Raw genomic sequence first — 22,823 nt, forward strand, 5'->3', positions numbered from 1 at the left:
CTATGCCACGCGCTCATGACGACAACTGGGATCTGGCCTCCAGCGTGGGCGTCACCGCGACGATGGTCGCGGCCGGCCGCGCCATGGCCACGAGGGACCCCCGCGGCCTGATCAACGACCCGTTCGCCGAGCCATTGGTGCGCGCGGTCGGGGTGGATCTGTTCACCAAGATGCTGGACGGCGAGCTCGACCTCGACGCGTTCGAGAACGCGTCGCCGGCGCGCATGCAGGCAATGGCCGACGGAATGGCAGTGCGCACCAAGTATTTCGACGATTACTTCATCGACGCGGTCGGCGCCGGGGTGCGCCAGGCGGTCATCCTGGCATCCGGCCTGGACTCGCGCGCCTACCGGCTACCGTGGCCGGACGGCACGGTGGTCTACGAGATCGACCAGCCGCAGGTGATCGAGTTCAAGACGATCACGCTGGCCGGCATCGGCGCCGAACCCACCGCCACCCGGCGCACCGTCGCAATTGATCTGCGGCAAGACTGGCCGGCCGCGCTGCGGGAGGCCGGGCTGGACACGACGGCGCCGACCGCGTGGTTGGCCGAGGGCCTGCTGATCTATTTGCCGCCGGAGGCCCAGGACCGGCTGTTCGACAACATCACCGCGCTCAGCGCGCCCGGCAGCACCGTGGCCACCGAATTCGTCCCCGGCATCATCGATTTCGACCCCAGCCGGGTGCAGGACATGGCCGGCGTATTCCGCGAGCACGGCGTCGACGTCGACATGGCGTCACTGGTCTACACCGGGGAACGCAACCACGTCGTCGACTACCTGCGGTCCAAGGGGTGGAACGCCGAGGGTGTCGAGCGAACTGAACTGTTCCGGCGCAACGACATCGAGGTGCCGCCCCCGGAGCAGGACGATCCGCTCGGCGAGATCATCTTCATCAGCGGCACGCTGAACTAGAGACGCGGGTTTCCCAGCCACAGCGCGCTGACGCCGCCCAGCGTCTGCTCGACATTGCTGAGGATCCCGGCGATCGAGCGGCCCAGCAGCACGCCCAGCGCATCCGGCAGCGAAGCGGCGGCCGGTTGCGACGAGGCCCGCGGCCGCACCAGATCCAGCAGCGACGACCCCGGATAACTGACGACTCGCACCTCGGCGTCCTCGTCCAGGCCGGCCAGGACCTTGGCCCGGCGCACCGCGACCCGGAAGCCGCCGAGCTCGTCGACCAGGCCGCGTTCGAGGGCGTCGGCTCCGGTCCAAACCCGGCCCCGCGCAACGAGTTCCACGGCTTCGGCGGTCAAGTTGCGACCCTCGGCGACCCGTTCGACGAAGTCCCTGTACAGCAGCTCGGCCTCGGCCTCGCGATGCCGGCGCTGTTCCGGCGTGAACGGCGCGTCGGCCGACCAGGCGTCGGCATTCGCGTTGGTGCGCACCGTATCCGACGCGACTCCGAGCCGATCCTTCAGATCGCGCACCACGAGCTTGCCGGTGATCACGCCGATCGAGCCGGTGATCGTGCCGGGATTGGCCAGGATCGCGTCGGCGCCCATTGCGACGTAGTAACCGCCGGACGCGGCGACGGCACCCATCGACGCCACCACCGGCTTACCGTGCTCGCGGGTCCTTGCCACCTCGCGCCAGATGGTTTCCGACGCGATGACCGCGCCCCCGGGGCTGTCCACCCGCAGCACGATCGCGGACACCGCATCGTCGGCGGCGGCCTCCCGCAGCGCCGCCGCGATGGTGTCGGCGCCGGCGGTCGACGTGCCCAGCGGCAGGAACTGCGGGCCACCGCGCCCGGTGACGATCGTGCCGTCGACGGTGACCACGGCCAGCGTCGGCTTGGGCCGGCGGCCCGGGACGGACGGCACGGGCGGACTCAGTCGCGGCCGGGCCGCGCCGGCGTAGCGCGTCAGGTAGAGCCGGGGCTGAGCGTTTTCGTCCGAAACATCCTGCACGCCAACCAGTTCCGTGATCCGCGCGTAGGCCTCGTCGCGGAATCCGATCCGGTCGACGAGGCCCGAGGCCACCGCGTCGTCGCGCAGCAGCGGGCCCCGGTCGGCAAACTCGTCGAGCGCCTCCGGCTCGACCTTGCGCGACTCGGCGATCGCTGCCCACACCTGCTCTTGCAGGCTCTCGAGCATCCGCGTGACGGCCTCGCGGTGGGCCTCGGTGAAGCCGCCCTCGGTCAAAAGGTTTGCCGCCGACTTGTATTCGCCCGTCGCGATGATCTGGGCTTCGATCCCCGCCTTGTCGAGCGCGTCGCGCAAGAACATGGCGTTGCTCGCGAAGCCGATCAGCCCGACGCTGCCCGAGGGCTGCAACCAGACCTCGCCGAACGCCGAGGCCAGGTAGTAGGACAGCGTGCCCGGGTAGGTCTCGGCCCAGGCCAGCGACGGCTTGACGGCGGCGAACGCCGCGATCGCCTCCCTCAGTTCCTGGACCGCGGCCGGCGGCGCCGCCGCGAGCTGCACGCGCGCGATCAACCCGGCGACCCGCGGGTCCTCGGCGGCGCGGTGGATCGCCGCGACGGTGTCGCGCAGCGACATCGGCCGGTTGCCCCCGGTGATCATCGCCACCGGGTCGAAGCCGGTGCTCTCCGGCGGTGCCGAGCGCAGGTCGAACTCGAGGACGCAGCCGTTGGGCACGCCGTGGTGGCGCGCCGTGTCGACGCGGCCGGCGAGGGCGCGGACGTCGTCGAGGCTTGGGACCGAGGGCAGGAAACCGAACATGTTCGCAGCCTACCGATCGGGCGCCGTACGGTGGTCGGGTGAGGTTTTCCATCGCGATCCCCCAATTCGACTACGACCGTTTCGACGCGCCCGGCCTGCGCGCCTACCTTGCCCGCGCCGAGGAGCTCGGGTTCGAGGGCGGCTGGGTGCTCGAGCAGATCATCGGCGAGGCGCCGCTGCTGGCGCCACTGGAGCTGCTGGCGTATTGCGCCGCCTGCACCGAGCGGCTACGCCTCGGGGTCGCCGTCTTGGTGACGTCGCTGCACGACCCCCTGCAGCTGGCCTCGTCCGCGACCGCCGTCGACCGGCTCAGCCACGGGCGGCTGGACATCGGGGTGGGGGCCGGCGGCGGCTTTCGCCGATTCGACGCCTTCGGCGTCGAAAAGGCAACCTACATCTCGTATTTCACCGAGGGTCTGGAGCTGATGAAGGCGGCCTGGTCCGACGAGCCCCGGGTGACGTTTCACGGGCGGTTCCGCGACGTCGACGACCTGCCCATTCAACCCAAGCCGGTGCAGCGGCCGCATCCGCCGATCTGGTTCGGCGGGCTGGCCCCCAAGGCGCTGGCCAGGGCGGTGCGCCACGGTGATTCGTTTCTGGGCGCGGGCTCGTCGACCACCGAGGCGTTCGCCGGGGCTGTCGCCGTGGTGCGCCGCGAACTCGCCGAGGAACGAAAGGACCCGGCGCACTTCACCATCGGCAAGCGGGTCTACCTGACGGTCGACGACGACGCGGCGCGGGCCCGAGAGCGGGTGCTCGCGGGGCTGCGCCGCATCTATGGCGAAATGCCCGGCGTCGACGCGGTTCCCGTGTCGGGCACGCCCGATGACGTGGTGCGCGGGCTGCGCGAGGTGATCGACGCGGGGGCCGAGTACCTGCTACTCAACCCCGTCGGCGCCGACGTAGGAGAGAACCGCGAACAGATGGAACGCCTTGCCGCGGAGGTCATTCCGCAGCTGAGCTGACTACAGCTCGGTGACCGAGCCGCCCGCCGCGGTGATCTTCTCGCGCGCGCTGCCGCTGAACTTGTGCGCGGACAGGTCAACCTTGACGGTCAGCTTGCCGTCGCCGAGGACCTTGACCAACGAGTTCTTGCGAACCGCGCCCTTGGCCACCAGCTCGTCCAGGCCGACCGAACCGCCCTGCGGGAACAGCCGGTTGATGTCGCCGACGTTGACGATCTCGTACTCGGTGCGGAAGCGATTCCGGAATCCCTTGAGCTTGGGCAGCCGCATGTGAATCGGCATCTGGCCACCCTCGAAGGTCGCCGGCACGTTCTTGCGGGCCTTGGTGCCCTTGGTGCCGCGCCCGGCCGACTTGCCCTTGGAGCCCTCGCCGCGACCGACACGGGTGCGCGCTTTCTTCGACCCGGGTGCGGGTTTCAGGTCGTGCAATTTGATGGTCACTTGGCCTCCTCCACCTCGACGAGGTGGCGCACGACCGCGATCAGGCCGCGGGTCTGTGCGTTGTCCTCACGGACCACCGAATGGCGGATCCGCCGCAGGCCCAGGGTCCGCAGGCTCTCGCGCTGCTTCCAGCGAGCACCGATGGTGCTGCGCACCTGGGTGATCTTGAGCTGACTCATGGTTGCGCTCCTGAAATCTGAGCCTCACGCGCCGCCGCCGCACTGGCCAGTGCGTCGCTTTCCCGGCGCGCCTTCAACATGCCGGCCGGGGCGACGTCCTCGATCGGCAGTCCGCGGCGAGCGGCCACCTCCTCGGGACGCTGCAGGAGCTTGAGCGCGGCCACGGTCGCGTGCACCACGTTGATCGCGTTGTCACTGCCCAACGACTTGGCCAGAATGTCGTGCACCCCAGCACATTCCAGGACGGCGCGGGCCGCGCCGCCGGCGATGACGCCGGTACCCGGGCTGGCGGGGCGCAGCAGCACCACGCCCGCGGCCGCCTCACCCTGCACCGGGTGCGTGATGGTGCCGCCGATCAACGGGACCCGGAAGAAGCCCTTGCGCGCCTCCTCGACACCCTTGGCGATCGCGGCCGGCACCTCCTTGGCCTTTCCGTAGCCGACGCCGACCATGCCGTTGCCGTCGCCGACGATGACCAGAGCGGTGAAGCTGAATCGCCGTCCACCCTTGACCACCTTGGAGACGCGGTTGATCGCGACGACCCGCTCCAGGTAGTTGCTCTTCTCGCCGTCGCGGTCACGACCGCCGCGGCCACCACCGTCGCGCCGGCCGCGGCTGTCGCGGCCGTCACCGCGCGAGTCGCGGCTGTCGCGGCTGTCCGGGCTCTGCCCGCCGGCCGACTGTTCCGCCATTATGCGGTCCTTCCAGTTGTCATCAGGCTGAGGTTGTTCATCAGAAAGTCAATCCGTTCTCGCGCGCGGCATCCGCCAGCGCGGCGATCCGTCCGCCGTAGGTGTACCCGCCGCGGTCGAAGACCACGGTGTCGATGCCGGCGGCCTTGGCGCGCTCGGCGATCAACTGACCGACCCGCACGCTGCGCGCCTTCTTGTCGCCGTCCAGGCCACGCACGTCGGCCTCGATCGACGACGCCGCGGCCACCGTGGTGCCGTTCTCGTCGTTGACCAGTTGCACGTGGATGTGCCGCGCGGAGCGGTGCACCACCAGCCGCGGGCGCTCCGGGGTGCCCGCCAGCTTCTTGCGCAGCCGCGCGTGCCTGCGCAGCCGGGAGACCCGCCGCGTCTCGGATACGTTCTGCCCCACCGGCTTTCCGGCCGGGACGGCCGTCTTCGTTTGCGCCATGACTACTTACCTGTCTTTCCGACCTTGCGGCGGATCTGCTCGCCCTCGTAGCGCACGCCCTTGCCCTTGTACGGGTCGGGACGGCGCAGGCGGCGGATGTTCGCCGAGATCTGACCGACCTTCTGCTTGTCGATCCCGGTGACCGTGAACTTCGTCGGTGACTGGACCGCGAACGTGATGCCCTCGGGCGCCTCGATCACGACGGGGTGGCTGTAGCCCAGCGCGAACTCGAGGTTGGAGCCCTTGAGCTGCACGCGGTAGCCGACACCGAAGATCTCCATCTTGACTGTGTAGCCCTCCGTCACGCCGGTGACCAGGTTGGACACCAGGGTGCGCGACAGCCCGTGCAGCGAGCGGTTGCGCCGCTCGTCGTTGGGGCGGGTGACCACGATCGCGCCGTCGTCGTTGCGCGCCACCGTGATCGGTTCGGCGACGGTCAGGTTCAGGCTGCCCTTGGGGCCCTTCACCGAGACGTTCTGGCCGTCGATCGTTACGTCGACTCCGGAGGGGACCGGAACCGGCTGCTTACCAATACGTGACATGTTTTAACCCCTCACCACACGTACGCGAGGACTTCGCCGCCCACGCCCTGTCTGGCTGCCTGACGGTCGGTGAGCAGACCCGACGAGGTCGAGATGATCGCCACGCCCAGTCCGCCGAGCACGCGCGGCAGGTTGGTGGATTTCGCGTACACCCGCAACCCGGGCTTGGACACGCGGCGCAGGCCGGCGATGCTGCGCTCCCGGCTCGGCCCGTACTTGAGCTGGACGACCAGCGACTTGCCGACCCGAGCGTCTTCGGTGTGGAAGTCGTTGATGTAGCCCTCGTTCTTGAGGATCTGGGCGATGTTGGCCTTGATCTTGGAGTGCGGCAACGTCACCTCGTCGTGATACGCCGAGTTGGCGTTGCGCAGACGGGTCAGGAAGTCGGCGATCGGATCGGTCATCGTCATAGTTGCGTCCTATGTCCCGTCACCAGCTGCTCTTCTGCACGCCGGGCAGCTCGCCCGCGTGCGCCATCTCGCGCAGGCAGATTCTGCACAGCCCGAACTTGCGGAAGACCGCGCGCGGACGTCCGCACTTGCTGCAGCGGGTGTAGCCGCGCACCGCGAACTTGGGCTTGCGCGCGGCCTTGTTAACCAGTGCCTTCTTAGCCATCTAGTCAGTTCTCCTTGAACGGAAATCCGAGGGCCCGCAACAGGGCTCGTCCTTCGTCGTCGGTCGTCGCCGAGGTGACGACGTTGATGTCCATGCCGCGGACCCGGTCGATCTTGTCCACGTCGATCTCGTGGAACACCGACTGCTCGGCCAGTCCGAACGTGTAGTTGCCAACGCCGTCGAACTGCTTGGGCGAAAGCCCGCGGAAGTCACGGATACGCGGCAGCGCGATCGAGGTGAGCCGGTCGAGGAACTCCCACATGCGGTCCCCGCGCAGCGTCACCCGCACGCCGATCGGCATGCCCTCGCGCAACTTGAACTGCGCGATGGACTTTCGCGCCTTGCGGATCTCCGGCTTCTGGCCGGTGATCAGCGCCAGATCGTTGACCGCACCGTTGATCAGTTTGGCGTCGCGAGCCGCCTCGCCGACGCCCATGTTCACGACGACCTTGGTGATGGTCGGGATCTGCATGACGTTGCCGTAGCCGAACTGCTTGTGCAACGCATCGCGAATCTCGTTGCGGTAGCGCTCTTTGAGGCGCGGCTGAACCTTCTCTGCTGTGGTCATTAGATGTCCTTGCCGTTGCGCTTGGAGACGCGGACGCGCTTGCCGGTTTCCTCGTCCAGCCGGTAGCCGATGCGGGTGGGCTTGCCGTCCGAGTCGACCACCATCACGTTGGACACGTGGATCGGGGCTTCCTGCGTGACGATGCCGCCCGAGCGGGCGCCACGCTGGTTGGTCGAAACCGCGGTGTGCTTCTTGATCCGGTTGACGCCCTCCACCAGCACGCGGTTGCGTTCCGGGTACGCCTGCAGCACCTTGCCCTTGGCACCCTTGTCCTTGCCCGCGATGACGAGGACGGTGTCGCCCTTGTGGACCTTCATCTACAACACCTCCGGGGCCAGCGAGATGATCTTCATGAATCGCTTCTCGCGCAGTTCGCGCCCGACGGGCCCGAAGATGCGCGTCCCGCGCGGGTCGTTGTCGGGCTTGATGATCACCGCGGCGTTCTCGTCGAACTTGATGTAGCTGCCGTCGGGACGCCGGCGCTCCTTGACCGTGCGCACCACGACGGCCTTGACGACGTCCCCGCGCTTGACGTTGCCGCCGGGGATGGCGTCCTTGACCGTGGCGACGATGACGTCACCAATGCCGGCGTAGCGTCGCGACGAACCGCCGAGCACCCGGATGCACAAGATCTCCTTGGCGCCGGTGTTGTCGGCAACCTTCAGCCGCGATTCCTGCTGAATCACTCGATCTCCTGACCTGGTTTCATATGTGCACGGCAGGAGAAAACGTCTCAATGAGCAGTGCTCACCAAAAACCTGACGTGCGCGGTCTTTGTCACCTAAGGGCACGCGGGGCCGATAGTGCTTTCGCTTACCGGCCGAGGTCTGCCCAAGGCAACCCCTAGAGTCTAGGGGACGACCAGCTCAGAGCCAAATTCGCCTAGAAGGGTGGCGGTTCTTCGTCGCCGGTGGGCGGGGGCAGGGCGAAGTAGTCGCGGGTCTCGGCTTTTCGGGCTAGGCGGGCGTCGCGGTTGTGGCGGCGTTCGGTGGCCACCCGGTAGGCGCGGCCTTGGGTGCGGGTGCGGCGGCGTTTGGGCATCATCGCGGTGCGTTGGTCGCAGTACTCGATGGGTGGGTCGGCCTCGGGCGTGGGCATGCCGCCGACGGCGTAACACAGGCTGGGGAATAGCAGCGCGCTGCCCGGGGTGGTCACGTAGGTGTGCCCGGCCGGGGAGGTCAAGATCAGGGTGCCGTCGGCCAGTTGTTTTTCCGTCCAGCCCCAAAACGTTTTGATCAAATGATGCGTGCGGCAATAACACTTGAGGTTGGCCGCATGCGTGGGCCCGCCCTGGGCGTAGGGGATCGTATGATCCAAATCGCAGCCGATGGCCGGGGCATCACAGCCGGGCCAGCGACACGTCAAATCCCGACACCGCACGAAATCGGCCAGCGCCTTCGACGGGGTGTAGCCGTCCTCCGGCGGCGCGTCGCCGGGGTGCACCAACGGCACCAACTTGGCCGACTTGGCGAGTTCCTGCAGGAGTTCGGGGGTGATCAGCCCATCGGCACCCACCTCGGAGCCCGGGGCGGCGCCGCGCCCGTCCAGGGTGGCCTGCTCGGCGATCACATGCATCACCACCGGTGAGGCCGCGGGGCGTTTGGCGGCCGTGCAGTCGGTTCTCCCGCAGCGGCAGCCCAGCCGATCCGCCCCCGCGGCCAGTGCCCCTAAGGCGTCGGCGCGGCGCTGCTCACGGGTGCGCGGATCGTGCGGGCACACCGTGGCCGCCAACGCATCCAGGCGCTTGTCCAACGCGTGCGCATCCGGGGTGAACAGCGTCCCACGAATCTCAGAGATGCCGATTTGCAGCCGATCATCGATCCACACCTCACGGTCGACCTGCTGCTCCTTTCGCCGGCGCACCGCATCCACATCGGCGCGGGCCACGATCCGATCCACCTGACCGGCCAACCGGCCCCGGCTCATCGACGGCCAGCGCGCCACATTGGCCGCCAACTGCGCATCCACGCTCGCCAACACCGAGGGGTCCTCGATCAAATCGGTGCGATACACGATCGTCTGAAACAACCGAAAATCGATGTCACCGGCCTTAAAGACCTCTCCCACGTCGGGGAGGCGTTCGCGCATGGCGCGGGCATAGTGCAGCCGGCTGGCCGCCAGCCCCTGGCCGATCCGCAACGCCGCCCCCACCTCAGCGGCGACGGCCTCCATCGTGTCGATCGCCCAATCCTCGGCCTCCGAACAGCGCGAGAGCCGATAGCGGAACAACCGCCCGATGGCATCCAGCTGCGCGGCCGCCTGCTGGTTCTCGGCCCGCGCCGCCGCGCTGATCTCGTCGATCAGCGCCGCCGACTCGCGCGTCGTCGACGGGTGATGCCGCTCGATCATCTCATCGAGACGAGCCACCGCCTCCGCCGACACCACCCGTCGTTCGAACATGTGTTCGAGTATAGCCGCGCCCGGCGACAAGAGGTCGGTGTCAGGAGATCGGTGACAGTTCCGGTGGTCGTGGTGGTGACACGTCTGCCGGCCGCGGTGCTCGAACCCCGGAGCCGGCCGAGGTCAAAGAAACGGGCGGTGGCAGTGCGGGCCGACAAGAGCCTCAGCTCGAATGTCGGTACCAGGCGACGATATAGAGGACCAGCGCCGTCGCCAGCGCGATCAGGACCCAGATCACCACGGCCTGGTCGATCCATGAACCCGCGGGAGGGGTCCCGGGCAGGATGTTGCGCAGCGGCACGACGGCGAACAGCATCGCGGCGTACCAGGTGGAAAACGGCGGCAGGAACTGCCGCCGGCCGGTCAGCATCTGAATGGCCACGAACAGCGCCAGCGTCGGCAGCGTGATGAGGACCAGGCAGATCCCGAGGTCGAACACCAGCGGACCCTTCGCCCGGTGCAGCATGATGATGACGTTGTCCGGGCGGTCGGGGTCGCTCGGGTTACGCGCGACCCGGGTGGCGGAGACGTCCCAGCCGTCGAGCTTTCCGGTCACCTCGACCCGGCCGGGTTTCAATACGCGGTTTTCGCCGGACCCGACGAGGACGTCGGCCTGGATGGTGTCGGTCTTGTACGAGTCGAACGGCCAGTCGCTGGGGTCACCGTGCGCCTCGATGGTGGTGGCCACCTGGGCCGGCAGCTTTCCCACCGGGTACTGCAGGTCTCCCAGGTCGTTCTGCGGAAAGATGCGCACGGAGGTGTCGGTGTTCAGGACGTTGAGGCGCTTGTTGATCATCGAATCGTCGGGCATCACCAAGACCTTCACGTCGAGGCGATTGGCCACGGTGTGCAGCTGCTCGAAACGCATCAAGACCACCGTGCCGTCGGCGGTGTTCAGTTCCGGGTCGGGAAGCGGGCCCGGCGCGGTGGCCAGCCAGTGATAGCCGAGCAGTGACAGGACGTACACGACGGCGACGCCCACGATGATCGAGATGTCGAGGACGAGGTGCCGTCGTCGCGGCTTACGCTCCGGCGCCTCCGGCGCGGCCGGTGCGGGCGGCGCCGTCGGGGCAGCGCCGTGGCCGTTCGAGGGCAGCGCTACGACGACGTCCCGTTGAACCGACACCGACGCAGACTAGCAACGGCGCCGTTTGCTGGCACCCTGAAGCGAGCCTCGCTACGAGTTCTTAACACGCGGCGCTACCAGCTTTAACACAACGCCGTTAACCGGCGCGCCGGAACGTCAGTCCCCTTGCCGCACCCAGGCGAAGATGTACAGGCTCATCGCCGTCACCAGAGCGATCAGCACCCACTGGACGATGGCCTGGTCGATCCAGGAACCGGGCGGTGGCGCACCGGGAAGGATGTTGCGCAACGGGACGATGGCGAACAGGTTCGCGGCGTACCAGGTTGCGAAGGGCGGCAAGAACTTACGCCGGCCCAGCGCCATCGGGATGGCGACCAACAGCGCCAGGGTGGGCAGGCTGATGAGCACCAGGCAGATGCCGAGGTCGAAAATCAGCGGCCCCTTGGCCCGCTTCAAGGTGATGACCACGTTCCCGTTGTCCGAACCGCGCTGGGTTGGCAGGGCGGCGGGGTCGTGAAGGCGGGTGACCGTGGCGTCCCACCCGTCAAGCTCCCCGGTCACTTCCACGCGGGCGGGCACCTTCTTGACGTTGTCGCCCGACCCGACGAACGCATCCGCCGAGATCGGCTCGGTGCTGTAGGAGTCGAAGGGCCAGTTACCCGGATCGCCGTGCGCCTGGACGGCCGTCGTGAGCTGCCCCGGGGCCTTCCCCTTCGGGTAATGCAGGTCCCCCAACTCGCTCGTCGGGTACAGGCGCACGCCGACGTCGGTACCCAGCACGTCGAGTCGATTGTCGTAGGCCGAAATCCCTGGATAGACAAGAACATTCACGGTCAGGCGATTCGCCACCGTCTTGAGCTCCTCGAGGCGCAGCTGCACGATGGTGGCATCGCCGCCACCCTGGCTCAGGTCCAATGGCGGAAGCGGGGCCTCCGCTTCCTGCAATTGGTGCACGCCGAACAGCGACAGGGCATAGGTGGAGACGACAACCACGAGGATCGCGATGCCGATCGCGATGCGCGGTCGCGACCGTGGCTTGCGCGCCGGCGGCGGGGGCGTCGGCGGTGTGTCCGGAGGTGGCGGCGGGGCCTGTGTCGTAGGGGCCTCGGTGGTCGCTGCAACCCCGTCGATGACATCTGGCTCGTCTACGGCCGACACGTGGCGATGCTAGCGAATTCGCGGCGGCCGCGCGCGATGACGGAAGGTCCGTCACTCGCCGTCCACCCGACGGTAACCCCTTGGTCGCATTTGCTGGCTGAGGTGCGGCGCAGAGCCGGTCCCGGTTTGCTGCACGGCCGGCGCCGGGCCGCCTATCCCGACGCGTGCTTCGCGACGCAGCGAAACCCGATGTGCGTCGTCGCGGTGTCCTGCGACTGCGGCGACCGTGCGGCCGGCCGGTAGCGGTGGCAGTATTCCGGCGCGCACAGGTGCGACCCGCCCTTCAGCGTCTGGCTGACGCTCGGGTCCGCCGGCCCCGACGGCGCGCAACAGGCCTTCGGTGGCTGATCGAGCCGGTGATGCGCGGAAAACTCGGTGGCCGTCCACTCCCACACGTTGCCGATCATGTCGAGCAGCCCAAATCCGTTGGGCGGGAAGGTCCCCACCGGGGAGGTTCCCACCCAGCCGAGCGCGCCGTCGTTGCGGTACGGGAACTTTCCCTGCCACGTGTTGGCCATCAGCCGACCATCGGGGTTCGCTTCCTCCCCCCAGGAGTAGGTCCACGCATTTCCGCCGCGGGCCGCATACTCCCACTCGGCTTCGGTGGGCAGCCGTCGGCCGGCCCAACGCGCGTACGCCGCGGCGTCGGGATACGCCACCTGCACCACCGGATGATCCGCCCGGTCCGTGAGATCGCTGTTCGGTCCGAACGGATTTCGCCAGTTGGCCCCGGGCACCCAGGCCCACCACTGGCGCCAGTCACGCAGGTCGACCGGCCCCGGCGTCGGGCGGAAGACCATGGCGCCGGGCACCAGGTCCTTCGGGTCCGCCCCCGGGTAAAGCGCCGGGTCGATCGGTTGCTCGGCCACTGTGACATAGCCTGTGGCGGCGACGAATTCGGCGAACTGCGCGTTGGTCACCGGGTGCCGCTCGACCGCGAACGGCCCCACGGTCACGGTGTGGATCGGCGCCTCTTCGGGGTAGAAGCTCGTCGAGCCCATGCGGAACGATCCGCCGGGCAGGTCGACCAGCTCTGTGAGCACCCCTTCAGGTTAGGACGACCGTGCGCCGGGGCCTCAGTCCGATTGTCGGTACCAGGTGAACATGTACAGGGCCATCGCGGCGACGAGCGCCATCAGCACCCAGATCACCAGGACCTGGTCGATCCACGCGCCCGGTGGCGGAGACCCGGGCAGGAAATTGCGGATCGGGATCACGGCGAACAGCATGGCGGCGAACCACGTCACAAACGGCGGCACGAATTTCCGCCTGCCCAGGGCGATTTGGATGGCCACGGCGAACGCCAGGGTGGGCAGGGCGAACAGCACCAGGCAGATGCCCAAGTCGAAGATCAGCGGCCCCTTGGCGCGGTGCAGCGTGATGATCACGTTGTCCGGGCGATCCGCCTCCTGGCTTGCCTCACCCACCCGCTGGACACTGACGTCCCAGCCGTCCAGCGCCCCGGTGACCTCGACCCGGGCGGGTATGTACTGGCGGGCATCGCCTTGCCCGACGAGCACCTCCGCCGACAGGGTGTCGGTGCTGTAGGAGTCGAACGGCCAGTTGTTGGGATCGCCGTGGGCCTCGATCGTGGTGGCGACCTGCGCCGGCGACTTCCCCGCCGGATACTGCAGGTCGCCCAGGTCATTCGGCGGGTCCATCCGCACCGCGGTGTCGGTCTTCAGCACATCAAGACGCTTGTCGAACATGGAATCCTCGGGAATCACGAGCACCTTGACCGTGAGGCGATTCGCGATGGTTTCCAGCTTTTCCAGACGCACCAGCACGACCGTGTCGTTGGTCGCGTTCAAGTCCGGCGGCTTGATCGGCGCCGCCGATTTGGCCAGCAAATGGACCCCGAACAGCGACAGGCCGTAGACGATGAGGAACGCGACCAGGATCCCGATCACCAACAGGGTGCGGCTTCGCCTGCGGGCGGGGGGCGCCTCCGGGGGCGCCGCGGCGGGTTGCTCCGGTGGCGTTGGAGGCGGCGGAGCCGGTGGGGCTTGATGGGTCATCGGTCAGCACCTCCGTTGGGTGGCAGCAAACTCGGCGGGCCATGCGCGGATTAGATCGTAGCGAACCGGTCGCGTCCGCGCGAGGAGTCATAATTTACTTCATCAATCAGGTAATTTCCGTCAACCCGCGCAACGGTTGCTCGCTACTCAGCGAAACCCGGCGGTCGGCCCAATTGCCGACCCGTTCATCCGTTGTTGGTTTGCCTGTTAATTCGGTGGCTGTAGAAGTCGAGGTGTATCCGGACACAACAGCTCGCCGTCGACGCCGGGCGCCCCCCTCGCCTGGAGGCAATCACCGTGAGGCACACGCGACCGGCCGCCGCCATCAGCTTGCTGGCGGCGGTTGCCATGGTGGGCTCGGCATGCAGCAACTCCCACGCGACCCTGGCGTATGCCGCGGGCGCCAAGGTCGACTGCGGCGGCAAACAGACCCTGGTGGCCAGCGGGTCGACCGCGCAGGCGAATGCGATGACGAAGTTCGTCGAGGCGTACCACCGGGCCTGCCCGGGCCAGAACCTCAACTACACCGCCAACGGGTCGGGCGCCGGGATCAAAGAATTCCTGGCCGGCAAGACAGATTTCGGCGGATCGGACATACCGCTCGCCGATGATCAATACGCCGCCGCCAAACAGCGTTGCGGCGGCGCCGACGCGTGGAACCTGCCCGTGGTGTTCGGCCCGCTCGCTATCACCTACAACCTCGGCGCCGTCGACTCCCTGGTGCTCGACGCGCCCACACTGGCGAAGATCTTCAACGGCACCATCACCCGCTGGGACGACCCGGCGCTTACCGCGTTCAACACCTCCATGCCGGCCGAGGACATCAAAGTCATCTACCGCAGCGACGATTCGGGCACCACCGACAACTTCCAGAACTACCTGCAGTCCGCGTCCGGCGGGGCGTGGAAACAGGGCACCGGCAAGGCGTTCAAGGGCGGGGTCGGCGTCGGTGCGTCCGGCAACAAGGGCACCTCGGAGCTCGTGAAGACGACCGAGGGTGCGATCAGCTACAACGAGCTGTCATTCGCGCTGCAGCAAGGCCTTTACGCGGCCGAGATCAAGACCCCCGCGAGCCGCCGCTCGCTGCGCCCGGTGCGCATCGGCACCGACACGGTCGGCAAGACGATCCTGGGCGCCAAGATCACCGGCGCCGGAAACAATCTCGTGCTCGACATTTCGTCGTTCTACAACCCGGCCCAGCCGGACGTCTACCCGATTGTCCTGGCCACCTACGAGGTCGTCTGCTCGAAATACCCCAACGCCGACGACGCCAAGGCGGTCAAGGCGTTCCTGCAGGCGGCGATCGGGCCCGGCCAGGTCGAGCTGGCCAGGAACGGCTACATCCCGCTGCCGCCCGACTTCCAAGCCCGGGTCTCGAGCGCCGTCGACGCGATCAGCTGGGCCGGAGCGGCGGTTGCGGAGTAGGCGTTCAGCCCTTCTTCGGTGACCTTCGGTCCCGTTGCTGCCACCAACCGGACAGAAACAGTGCCATCGCGCTGACCAGTCCGATCAGCACCCAAAGCACGACGGCCTGATCGATCCATGAACCGTACGGCGGGCTCCCCGGCAGGATGCTGCGCAACGGGACGATGGCGAACAGCATCGCGCCGTACCACGTCACCATCGGCGGCAAGAACGAGGTTTTGCCCAACGCCACCGGAATGGCCACCCACAGTGCCAACACGGGCAGGGCGATAAGGACGAGGCAGATTCCGAGGTCGAAGATCAGCGGGCCCTTGGCACGCTGCAGGGTGATGGTCACGTCGTCCTGGATGTCCGGGTTGGAGTCCGCCGGGTCATGGACACGCGTGACGGTGGCGTCCCAACCATCGAGCTTTCCGGATACCTCGACGCGCGCGGGCGCCTTCTCGCGGTTCTGACCGGAACCGGTGAACACGTCGGCCGCGATGACCTCCGTCTTGTAGGTGTCGAAGGGCCAGTTACCGGGATCGCCGTGCGCCTCAATGGTGGTGCTGACCTGTGCCGGCGCTTTTCCGACCGGGTATTGCAAGTCGCCGAGGTCGTTCTCCGGATACAGGCGCACGGCCGCGTCGGTGGTGAGCACGCCGAAGTTCTTGTCGTAGAGCGAATCCTTCGGGTAGACAAGGACATTCACCGTCAAGCGGTTGGCGACGGTATCGAGTTTCTCGAGGCGCACCTGCACGACGCTATCCTCGGCCTCGACCTTGCTCAGGTCCGCCGCGGGCAGCGGGGGCGTCGATTTCGCCAGCAGGTGCACCGCGATCAGGGACAGGACGTAGATGACGATGAGGGCGACGATGATCCCGAACGCGATCGCAAAGCGCGGTCCACGCGACTGGGGTGGCGCCGGAGACGGGGGTGCTTCGGTGGTCATTGGGGCATCACGGGGCCAGATGCTACCGCCCGCCGGCCCTGAAACCGCTCTTTTTCAGGGGATGACGACCGCAAATTGTTGCATCATCGTGGATTTCGCCGCGTCGAAACCGGACGCGCCGGCGGCCCGGCCGCCGGCTCAGTCGCGCGAAAACGCGAGCGCCAGTTCCCTTTCCACGTCCGCGTACGGCCTGCCCGAGAAGTCGACGGTGACCTCGGCGATGGTGCCGCCGGTGAACGTGAACGGCGCCTTATAGCGGCTCGACACCCGCGAGCCGCCGTTGCGCCCGACGGTGATCCCGGCCCCCGCCAGTCCGAACGTTCCCGGATGGGTCACCACGTCCGCCAGGGTGCCGACCACCTCGGCGTCGACGAACAGGGTCAGGTCACCGAGCGGGGTGTGGCTGTTCTCCACCGCTCCGGTCCGCGCGTAACGAACCCCCAGCAGGTGCCGGCCCAGCGGCACCGGGCCGGACGACGACACCAGCTGCTGGCGCTCGCCGAGGAAGTTGTAGACGTAGTGCAGCCGCCCGTCCTGGACGAACAGCACGTGGCCGCCGTGCGCGCCGCCCTGCTTGAACAGCACGCCTTCGGCACCGGTGGTATCCACGGTCACCTCGGCCAGCACGGCGAACGAGCGCCCGCGGATCTCGGCGGCGGCGCCGATGCCGACGTCGGCGCAGTCGGGATAGTAGGTGTAGCTGGACCGTTCGCCGACCAGGTAGGGCCGCGAGCGCATCATCGTCTCGATGATGTTCAGATCCGACAGCGGCAGGCCGTTGTACTTGGCGGCCTCGGAGTACCACAGCGCCTTGAGCTCTTCCAGCTTCTCGGGTTGCTCGCCGGCCAGGTCGTGGCACTGGCTGCGGTCGGCCTCGATGTGGAACAGCTCCCAGCGGTCGGCGTCGAAATGCGACCAACCGGCCGGTGTGGCGGCATGGACGGTGTTGGCGAACCAGCCCTCGTGCCAGATCCCGCGGGTGCCCAGCATGGTGTAGAACTGGGTCCGTTTGCCGGTGTCGGCACCCGGATCCGCAAGGGCCACTTTGAAACTCACGCCGTCCAGAGGTTTCTGCATGATGCCCTTGACCTGCTCGGGCGGCGTCATGCCCAGCAGGTCGTAGACGGTCGGGGTGATGTCGCAGACATTGACGTAGTTGTCGCGGACCTCGCCGTGCGCGGCAATTCCGTTGGGCCACGAGACGATTGCCGTGTCGGCGATGCCGCCCTCGTGCGAGGCGTAGCGCTTGTACAGCTTGTACGGCGTGTTGAAAGCCATCGCCCACCCGATCGGGTAATGGTTGTAGGTCTCCGGGCCGCCCAGGTGGTCGAAGAGCTTCATGCTCTCCTCGACGGTGTCGATGTAGCCGTTGAAGAACTTGCCCTCGTTCACCGAGCCGTTGGGGCCGCCCTCGCCGCTGGCGCCGTTGTCGGAGATCACCACGATGATGGTGTCGTCCAGCTGGCCGGACTCCTCGAGGTAGTCCAGGATGCGGCCGATCTGGGCGTCGGTGTAGCTGAGGAAGCCGGCGAACACCTCGGCCATGCGGCAGAACAGCTTCTTTTCTTCTTCGCCCAGCGAATCCCAGGGCCGCACGGTGTCCTGCAGCGGCCACGGCTCGCCGTTGGGCCCCTTCACGTCGGCGTACGGGTTCACCGGCGACAGTTCGGTGTCCTGCGGCACGATGCCCATCGACTTCTGGTTTTCCAGCACGATCTCGCGGTAGCGCTCGTAGCCCATGTCGAACCGGCTCGCGTAGCGATCCGCCCACTCCTTGAAGACGTGGTGCGGGGCGTGGCCCGCGCCGGGGCACACATAGCTGAACCACGGCTTGTCGGGGGCGATCACCTTGGCGTCGCGGATGAACTCGATGGTCTTGTCCGCGATGTCCTTCGACAGGTGATAGCCGTCTTCCGGGGTGGCCGGCGGGTTGACCGGGTGGTTGTCGTACACCAGGTCCGGATACCACTGATCGGTCTCGCCGCCCATGAACCCGTAGAACCGCTCGAATCCGCGCGAGGTGGGCCAATGCCGTTTCGTCGAAGCCAGGTTCGACTCTTCCAGCGGCGTGAGGTGCCACTTCCCGACGCAGTAGGTGTTGTAGCCGCGCTCGGCGAGCACCTCGGAGATCAGCGCGGTGTCGGCGGGGATCCGTCCGTTGCAGTTGGGAAACCCGTCGGTGAACTCCTCGATGGTGGCCATGCCGACGGTGGTCGCGTTGCGCCCGGTCAGCAGGGACGCTCGCGTCGGCGAGCACAGCGCGGTGGTGTGGAACTGCGACAACCGCACGCCGCGCTCGGCGATCCGCGTCATTGCGGGCATCTCGACCAGGCCGCCGAAGCAGTCCCAGGTGGCGATCCCGGTGTCATCCCAGACGAGGTAGAGGATGTTCGGCGAGTTCTCCGGCGCCGTCGGTGCCGCGTACGGCCCCCAATCCGGCTCCGAGTCGCGGATATCCAGCTCGATCTTGCCTTTGAAATCCATCGATTCCGTTGTCATTCCAGCCTCGCCCCGGATAGCGCTCGATTGAAGGTCGCCCGGAGATTACACCCGCGATGTATGAGTTGGCTGAGGAATCGTCGACGGCGTGAGCGGAGTGCGACGCAGCCACCGTCGCACGCACAAGAACGGTATCGTCCAACCCAGCCACGCGCCGAGGCCCGCAACGAACCACAGGTAGTGCTGCGCGTTGCCACCAAAGACGCTGTCGCGCAACGGCAGCAGGGTGATGAACAGTATCGGCGTCCAGATCCGGTTGGTGATGACCGACAGCGCGAGCGTCGCGCTGCTGACCATGTGGCGACGGTGGTCGGCGAACCTGCGTTGCCGCGCCGCCTGGTAGCCGTTCATCGTGTACCAAAGCCACAGCGACGCCAGGAAGATGTTGCTGGCCGCCAGGAAAGGGCCGAACGGCGTCGCCGCCCCGATGGCCATCGCGCATACGGCGGCCGGGATCGCGGCCGCGACATAAATCCGCCCCATGCGCCGGTGCAGCGCGGGCCGGCGTGCCCGCAGCCCCGGCCAGATCTGCACAACGGCGGCCACCATCGCGGCGGCGGCGAACATCACGTGGCCAACGAGCAGCGGGTAGTGCAGCGCGAACGTGGCCGGGACGCGCGTCGCACCGGTGAAGTAGGGCGGCAGGGAGTAGGCGAGGAAGGCGACGACGACCACGGCCAGGCCCGTCGCGGACTTTGCGTATGACATACGCCGGAGCGTACGCTATACGCATCAGGCACGCATCTCTATACGATGGCGGTGATGTCTGACGAGGATCTGCCCCGCGCCCTGAAGCTGCTCTGGCGGGAGCCCGCCCGCGACCGGCGGACGGGGGGCCTGAACCGGGAGCGCATCGTCGCCGCGGCGGTCGAGCTGGCCGACGCCGACGGGTTGGCCGCCCTGTCGATGGCCCGGCTGGCCGAGCGGCTGGGCTGCGGGACGATGTCGCTGTACCGCCACGTCGCCAACAAGGACGAACTTCTGACGTTCATGCTGTCGACGGCGCCGGGACCGCCCCCCGCGCCGTCGGATCCGGCGGATTGGCGTGGCGCTCTTGGCGATTGGGCCACGGGGCTGTGGGACGTGTACCACCGCCACCCGTGGGTGTTGCAGGCGGCCGCGGCCGGGCCGCCCGCCGATCCGGGGCAGTTGGCATGGCTGGACGCCGGGCTCGCGACGCTCGATGCCACGAAGTTGGCCGAGCGCGACAAGCTGGCCGCGGTCATGGCCGTGCTGCATTTCGTTCGCGGCGCCGCGGCGCTGGCGATCGAGGCCGCGCCCGTCGACGGCCCCGCCTACCCAGCCCTGCTACGCCGGGTGATCGACGCCGACCGATTCCCCGCGCTGTCGGCCGCGCTGGACGCCGGGGCCTTCGACGACGCGGACGCTGACTACCGCGCCGAGTTCCGGTCCGGGTTAGGACAGCTGCTCGACGGCATCGCGGTCAGGGCCGCGAGTTAAGACCGGCTACTTGGCCTTCTCGAGGATCTCGACGAGCCGCCAGCGCTTAGTGGCGGACATCGGGCGCGTCTCCATCAGCGAGACGCGGTCGCCGATGCCGGCGGTGCTGTTCTCGTCGTGCGCCTTGACCTTCTTGGTGGTCCGGATGATCTTGCCGTACAACGGGTGACGCATGCGGTCTTCCAGCTCGACCACGATGGTCTTCTGCATCTTGTCGCTGACCACGTAGCCGATGCGCACCTTGCGCCGGCCGCGCGCCTTCGGGTTGGCCGGAGTGTGCTTGGGGCCCTTGTCCTTCGCCGCGGCGTCGGTGGGAGCGGCCTTCTTGGGGGCAGCCTTTGCGGGCGCCTTCTTAGCTTCTGCCATCACGAATCCTTAGTTCCGTCGGTGCCGTCGGGTCCGCTGGCCAGGCCCAGTTCCCGTTCGCGCAGCACGGTGTAGACGCGCGCGATTTCCTGACGCACCGTGCGGAGCCGGCGGTTGTTGTTGAGCTGTCCGGTCGCCATCTGGAAGCGCAGGTTGAACAGCTCCTCCTTGGATTCGCGCAGGCGATCGGTGAGCTCTTCGTCGGTGAGCTCGCGCAGTTCGCCCGGCGAAATGCCCAGTGCCATCAGAACTGATCCTCTCGGGTCACGATGCGTGCCTTGATCGGCAGCTTGTGGATTGCGCGGGTGAGCGCGGCGCGGGCCGTCTGCTCGTTGGGGTAGCTGAGCTCGAACAGCACCCGGCCCGGCTTGACGTTGACGACCCACCACTCCGGGGAGCCCTTACCCGAACCCATCCGGGTCTCGGCGGGCTTCTTGGTCAGCGGGCGGTCGGGGAAGACGTTGATCCACACCTTGCCGCCACGCTTGATGTGCCGATTGATCGCGATACGAGCCGATTCGATCTGGCGGTTGGTCACGTATGCGTGCTCGAGCGCCTGGATGCCGTAGTCACCGAAGTTCACCTGCGTGCCGCCGCTGGCGATGCCGCGCTGGCGCGGGTGGTGTTGCTTGCGGTGCTTAACCTTGCGGGGAATCAACATGATTCAGCTCTCCGTACTCTGCGGTTCGGGGGCCGGCGCGGCCTCGACCGGGGCCGCCGCGGCCTGATCCTCGGCACCCGCGGCCCGGCCGGCCTCGGTGCTGGTCGCCGTGGTGCCCGACGCCCCGCTGCGCCGCGGACGCGTGCCCGACGGCCGCTCACGACGGGGACGGTCGGCGCCCGCCGGTGCGGCGGCGGTCAATTCGCGCTTGCCGCCGACGATGTCGCCCTTGTAGATCCACACCTTCACGCCGATGCGGCCGAAGGTGGTCTTGGCCTCGTATAGGCCGTAGTCGATGTCGGCGCGCAGCGTGTGCAGCGGCACCCGGCCCTCGCGGTAGAACTCCGAGCGGCTCATCTCCGCGCCGCCGAGGCGGCCGGAGCACTGCACCCGGATGCCCTTGACGTTCGGTTGCCGCATCGCCGACTGGATGGCCTTGCGCATCGCGCGGCGGAAGGCCACCCGGTTGCTCAGCTGCTCCGCGACGCCCTGCGCCACCAATTGTGCCTGCGATTCGGGGTTTTTGACCTCGAGGATGTTGAGCTGGACCTGCTTGCCGGTGAGCTTCTCCAGGTCGGCCCGGATCCGGTCGGCCTCGGTGCCGCGGCGGCCGATGACGATCCCGGGGCGCGCGGTGTGGATGTCGACCCGGACCCGGTCGCGGGTCCGCTCGATCTCCACGTCGGCGATGCCGGCGCGCTCCAGGCCGGTGGACAGCAGCCGGCGGATCGCCACGTCTTCCTTGACGTAGTCGGCGTACTGCTTGTCGGCGTACCAGCGGGACTTCCAGTCCGTGGTGATGCCGAGCCGGAAGCCGTGCGGATTGATCTTCTGGCCCACTAGTCTGAGCCTCCCTTCGTTTCCGAAGCCTCAGAAGTAGTAGGGGTTTGAGCCTTTTTGGCCGGAGCCTTCTTGGCGGCCGGCGCCTTCTTGGCGGGAGCCTTCTTGGCGGGGGCCTTCTTCGCCGGCGCCTTCGCAGCCGCCTTGCTGGCCTCGGCGCGACGGGCCCGGGTGGACTTCGCCGAACGCTCGCCGGAGGCCGGCCGGCTTTCCACCACGACCGTGATGTGGCTGGTGCGCCGGCGAATCCGGAACGCGCGGCCCTGGGCGCGCGGACGGATGCGCTTGGCGGTCGGGCCCTCGTCGGCGTACACGGTGGCGACCACCAGCGTGGCGGGGTCCAGGCCGTTGTTGTTCTGCGCGTTGGCCGCTGCGCTGGCGATCACCTTGGCCACCGGCTCGCTGGCGGCCTGCGGCGCCCAGCGCAGGATGTCGAGCGCGTCTTCAACCGACTTGCCACGCACCAGGTCGATCACCCGGCGCGCCTTGGTCGGCGACACCCGCACGAACCGTGCCTTGGCGACGGCCGACGGATATTCAGTCGTCGTGGTGCTCATCGGCGCTTGGCCTTTCGGTCGTCCTTGATGTGGCCCTTGAAGGTGCGTGTCGGGGCGAACTCGCCCAGCTTGTGGCCCACCATCGCCTCGGTGACGAACACCGGGACGTGCTTGCGCCCGTCGTGCACGGCGAAGGTGTGGCCGATGAAGTCCGGGATGATCGTCGAGCGACGCGACCAGGTCTTGATGACCTGCTTGCTGTTCTTCTCGTTCTGCACGTCCACCTTCTTGAGCAGGTGGTCATCGACGAACGGTCCCTTTTTCAGGCTGCGAGGCATGTCTTG

Annotated in this window: 29 protein-coding genes; 4 read left to right on the forward strand and 25 right to left on the reverse strand. The window is 67.8% G+C overall.

Annotated features, from left to right (window positions below):
- Positions 1 to 2 precede the first annotated feature (2 nt).
- On the forward strand, positions 3 to 914 hold the full coding sequence (locus tag N415_RS20055) for a class I SAM-dependent methyltransferase (protein ID WP_068185885.1): 912 nt from the start codon (positions 3 to 5) through the stop codon (positions 912 to 914).
- Here N415_RS20055 and sppA read toward each other — a convergent pair.
- Positions 911 to 2,686, reverse strand: a complete 1,776-nt coding sequence (gene sppA / locus N415_RS20060; protein ID WP_068185887.1) for a signal peptide peptidase SppA — start codon at positions 2,684 to 2,686, stop codon at positions 911 to 913. The two genes, N415_RS20055 and sppA, sit on opposite strands and share 4 nt — an antisense overlap.
- A 38-nt stretch (positions 2,687 to 2,724) precedes the next feature.
- On the opposite strand from sppA, the gene N415_RS20065 reads away from it, so the two are divergent.
- A complete protein-coding gene (locus N415_RS20065) occupies positions 2,725 to 3,651 on the forward strand; it encodes an LLM class flavin-dependent oxidoreductase (protein ID WP_068185890.1) in 927 nt (308 codons plus the stop codon).
- Here the strand turns inward: N415_RS20065 and rplO are convergent, their stop codons facing one another.
- The 15 genes from rplO to N415_RS20140 form a co-directional block, all read right to left on the reverse strand.
- Complete coding sequence (gene rplO, locus N415_RS20070; protein WP_068185895.1) at positions 3,652 to 4,092, reverse strand: 50S ribosomal protein L15; 441 nt, start codon at positions 4,090 to 4,092, stop codon at positions 3,652 to 3,654.
- Positions 4,089 to 4,271 carry a 50S ribosomal protein L30 gene (rpmD, locus tag N415_RS20075; RefSeq protein ID WP_068104474.1) on the reverse strand — a complete coding sequence of 61 codons (183 nt, stop codon included), beginning with the start codon at positions 4,269 to 4,271 and terminating at the stop codon, positions 4,089 to 4,091. The genes rplO and rpmD overlap by 4 nt, the downstream gene beginning before the upstream one ends.
- A complete protein-coding gene (rpsE, locus tag N415_RS20080; RefSeq protein ID WP_068185903.1) occupies positions 4,268 to 4,963 on the reverse strand; it encodes a 30S ribosomal protein S5 in 696 nt (231 codons plus the stop codon). The genes rpmD and rpsE overlap by 4 nt, the downstream gene beginning before the upstream one ends.
- 40 nt (positions 4,964 to 5,003) lie before the next feature.
- Positions 5,004 to 5,372 (reverse strand): 50S ribosomal protein L18, encoded by a 369-nt coding sequence (gene rplR / locus N415_RS20085; RefSeq protein WP_081665376.1) that lies wholly within the window; start codon positions 5,370 to 5,372, stop codon positions 5,004 to 5,006.
- 41 nt (positions 5,373 to 5,413) lie between these two features.
- Positions 5,414 to 5,953 carry a 50S ribosomal protein L6 gene (gene rplF / locus N415_RS20090; RefSeq protein WP_068104467.1) on the reverse strand — a complete coding sequence of 180 codons (540 nt, stop codon included), beginning with the start codon at positions 5,951 to 5,953 and terminating at the stop codon, positions 5,414 to 5,416.
- Positions 5,954 to 5,964: 11 nt separating this feature from the next.
- A complete protein-coding gene (rpsH, locus tag N415_RS20095) occupies positions 5,965 to 6,363 on the reverse strand; it encodes a 30S ribosomal protein S8 (RefSeq protein WP_067158795.1) in 399 nt (132 codons plus the stop codon).
- Between the two features lie 19 nt (positions 6,364 to 6,382).
- Positions 6,383 to 6,568, reverse strand: coding sequence for a type Z 30S ribosomal protein S14 (locus tag N415_RS20100; RefSeq protein ID WP_011739072.1), 186 nt, complete (start codon positions 6,566 to 6,568; stop codon positions 6,383 to 6,385).
- Between the two features lie 4 nt (positions 6,569 to 6,572).
- On the reverse strand, positions 6,573 to 7,136 hold the full coding sequence (rplE, locus tag N415_RS20105; protein WP_067006259.1) for a 50S ribosomal protein L5: 564 nt from the start codon (positions 7,134 to 7,136) through the stop codon (positions 6,573 to 6,575).
- Positions 7,136 to 7,453, reverse strand: a complete 318-nt coding sequence (gene rplX, locus N415_RS20110; protein ID WP_068104465.1) for a 50S ribosomal protein L24 — start codon at positions 7,451 to 7,453, stop codon at positions 7,136 to 7,138. Before rplX ends, rplE begins: the two co-directional genes overlap by 1 nt.
- Complete coding sequence (rplN, locus tag N415_RS20115; RefSeq protein WP_003403649.1) at positions 7,454 to 7,822, reverse strand: 50S ribosomal protein L14; 369 nt, start codon at positions 7,820 to 7,822, stop codon at positions 7,454 to 7,456.
- 196 nt (positions 7,823 to 8,018) lie between these two features.
- Positions 8,019 to 9,536: an HNH endonuclease signature motif containing protein gene (locus N415_RS20120; RefSeq protein WP_068185909.1), complete on the reverse strand. Its 1,518-nt coding sequence runs from the start codon at positions 9,534 to 9,536 to the stop codon at positions 8,019 to 8,021.
- Positions 9,537 to 9,699: 163 nt separating this feature from the next.
- Positions 9,700 to 10,632, reverse strand: coding sequence for a DUF4436 domain-containing protein (locus tag N415_RS20125; protein ID WP_068185943.1), 933 nt, complete (start codon positions 10,630 to 10,632; stop codon positions 9,700 to 9,702).
- Between the two features lie 147 nt (positions 10,633 to 10,779).
- Positions 10,780 to 11,640: a DUF4436 domain-containing protein gene (locus N415_RS20130; RefSeq protein WP_067158790.1), complete on the reverse strand. Its 861-nt coding sequence runs from the start codon at positions 11,638 to 11,640 to the stop codon at positions 10,780 to 10,782.
- Positions 11,641 to 11,933: 293 nt separating this feature from the next.
- Complete coding sequence (locus N415_RS20135) at positions 11,934 to 12,824, reverse strand: formylglycine-generating enzyme family protein (protein ID WP_068185912.1); 891 nt, start codon at positions 12,822 to 12,824, stop codon at positions 11,934 to 11,936.
- 33 nt (positions 12,825 to 12,857) lie between these two features.
- Positions 12,858 to 13,799 (reverse strand): DUF4436 domain-containing protein, encoded by a 942-nt coding sequence (locus N415_RS20140; protein WP_068185915.1) that lies wholly within the window; start codon positions 13,797 to 13,799, stop codon positions 12,858 to 12,860.
- Between the two features lie 348 nt (positions 13,800 to 14,147).
- Between N415_RS20140 and pstS the strand changes: the two genes are divergently transcribed.
- Positions 14,148 to 15,224 (forward strand): phosphate ABC transporter substrate-binding protein PstS, encoded by a 1,077-nt coding sequence (gene pstS, locus N415_RS20145; protein ID WP_081665378.1) that lies wholly within the window; start codon positions 14,148 to 14,150, stop codon positions 15,222 to 15,224.
- A 4-nt stretch (positions 15,225 to 15,228) separates the two neighbouring features.
- Here pstS and N415_RS20150 read toward each other — a convergent pair whose 3' ends face one another.
- From N415_RS20150 to N415_RS20160, 3 genes are all read right to left on the reverse strand, one after another.
- Positions 15,229 to 16,155 carry a DUF4436 domain-containing protein gene (locus tag N415_RS20150; RefSeq protein WP_068185919.1) on the reverse strand — a complete coding sequence of 309 codons (927 nt, stop codon included), beginning with the start codon at positions 16,153 to 16,155 and terminating at the stop codon, positions 15,229 to 15,231.
- Positions 16,156 to 16,293: 138 nt separating this feature from the next.
- Complete coding sequence (locus N415_RS20155; RefSeq protein ID WP_068185921.1) at positions 16,294 to 18,654, reverse strand: arylsulfatase; 2,361 nt, start codon at positions 18,652 to 18,654, stop codon at positions 16,294 to 16,296.
- Positions 18,655 to 18,699: 45 nt separating this feature from the next.
- The gene (locus N415_RS20160; RefSeq protein WP_068185924.1) at positions 18,700 to 19,362 is read right to left on the reverse strand and encodes a DUF2306 domain-containing protein; all 663 of its coding nucleotides are present in this window, start codon (positions 19,360 to 19,362) and stop codon (positions 18,700 to 18,702) included.
- 54 nt (positions 19,363 to 19,416) lie between these two features.
- Between N415_RS20160 and N415_RS20165 the strand changes: the two genes are divergently transcribed.
- Entirely contained in the window at positions 19,417 to 20,115 is a 699-nt protein-coding gene (locus N415_RS20165) for a helix-turn-helix domain-containing protein (protein ID WP_068185948.1), read from the forward strand.
- A 6-nt stretch (positions 20,116 to 20,121) separates the two neighbouring features.
- Here the strand turns inward: N415_RS20165 and rpsQ are convergent, their stop codons facing one another.
- From rpsQ to rpsS, 6 genes are read right to left on the reverse strand one after another with little or no spacing between them, the layout of a single operon-like run.
- Positions 20,122 to 20,481 carry a 30S ribosomal protein S17 gene (gene rpsQ, locus N415_RS20170; RefSeq protein WP_068185926.1) on the reverse strand — a complete coding sequence of 120 codons (360 nt, stop codon included), beginning with the start codon at positions 20,479 to 20,481 and terminating at the stop codon, positions 20,122 to 20,124.
- On the reverse strand, positions 20,481 to 20,726 hold the full coding sequence (gene rpmC, locus N415_RS20175) for a 50S ribosomal protein L29 (RefSeq protein ID WP_068185929.1): 246 nt from the start codon (positions 20,724 to 20,726) through the stop codon (positions 20,481 to 20,483). Before rpmC ends, rpsQ begins: the two co-directional genes overlap by 1 nt.
- Complete coding sequence (gene rplP, locus N415_RS20180) at positions 20,726 to 21,142, reverse strand: 50S ribosomal protein L16 (RefSeq protein WP_067012938.1); 417 nt, start codon at positions 21,140 to 21,142, stop codon at positions 20,726 to 20,728. Before rplP ends, rpmC begins: the two co-directional genes overlap by 1 nt.
- 3 nt (positions 21,143 to 21,145) lie before the next feature.
- Positions 21,146 to 21,982: a 30S ribosomal protein S3 gene (gene rpsC, locus N415_RS20185; RefSeq protein ID WP_068129310.1), complete on the reverse strand. Its 837-nt coding sequence runs from the start codon at positions 21,980 to 21,982 to the stop codon at positions 21,146 to 21,148.
- Complete coding sequence (rplV, locus tag N415_RS20190; protein ID WP_068104443.1) at positions 21,982 to 22,539, reverse strand: 50S ribosomal protein L22; 558 nt, start codon at positions 22,537 to 22,539, stop codon at positions 21,982 to 21,984. The genes rpsC and rplV overlap by 1 nt, the downstream gene beginning before the upstream one ends.
- Entirely contained in the window at positions 22,536 to 22,817 is a 282-nt protein-coding gene (gene rpsS, locus N415_RS20195) for a 30S ribosomal protein S19 (protein ID WP_025738376.1), read from the reverse strand. The genes rplV and rpsS overlap by 4 nt, the downstream gene beginning before the upstream one ends.
- Positions 22,818 to 22,823: the final 6 nt, after the last annotated feature.

The sequence above is a fragment of the Mycobacterium sp. UM_CSW genome, from assembly GCF_000455205.1.
Taxonomy (GTDB): Bacteria; Actinomycetota; Actinomycetes; order Mycobacteriales; family Mycobacteriaceae; genus Mycobacterium.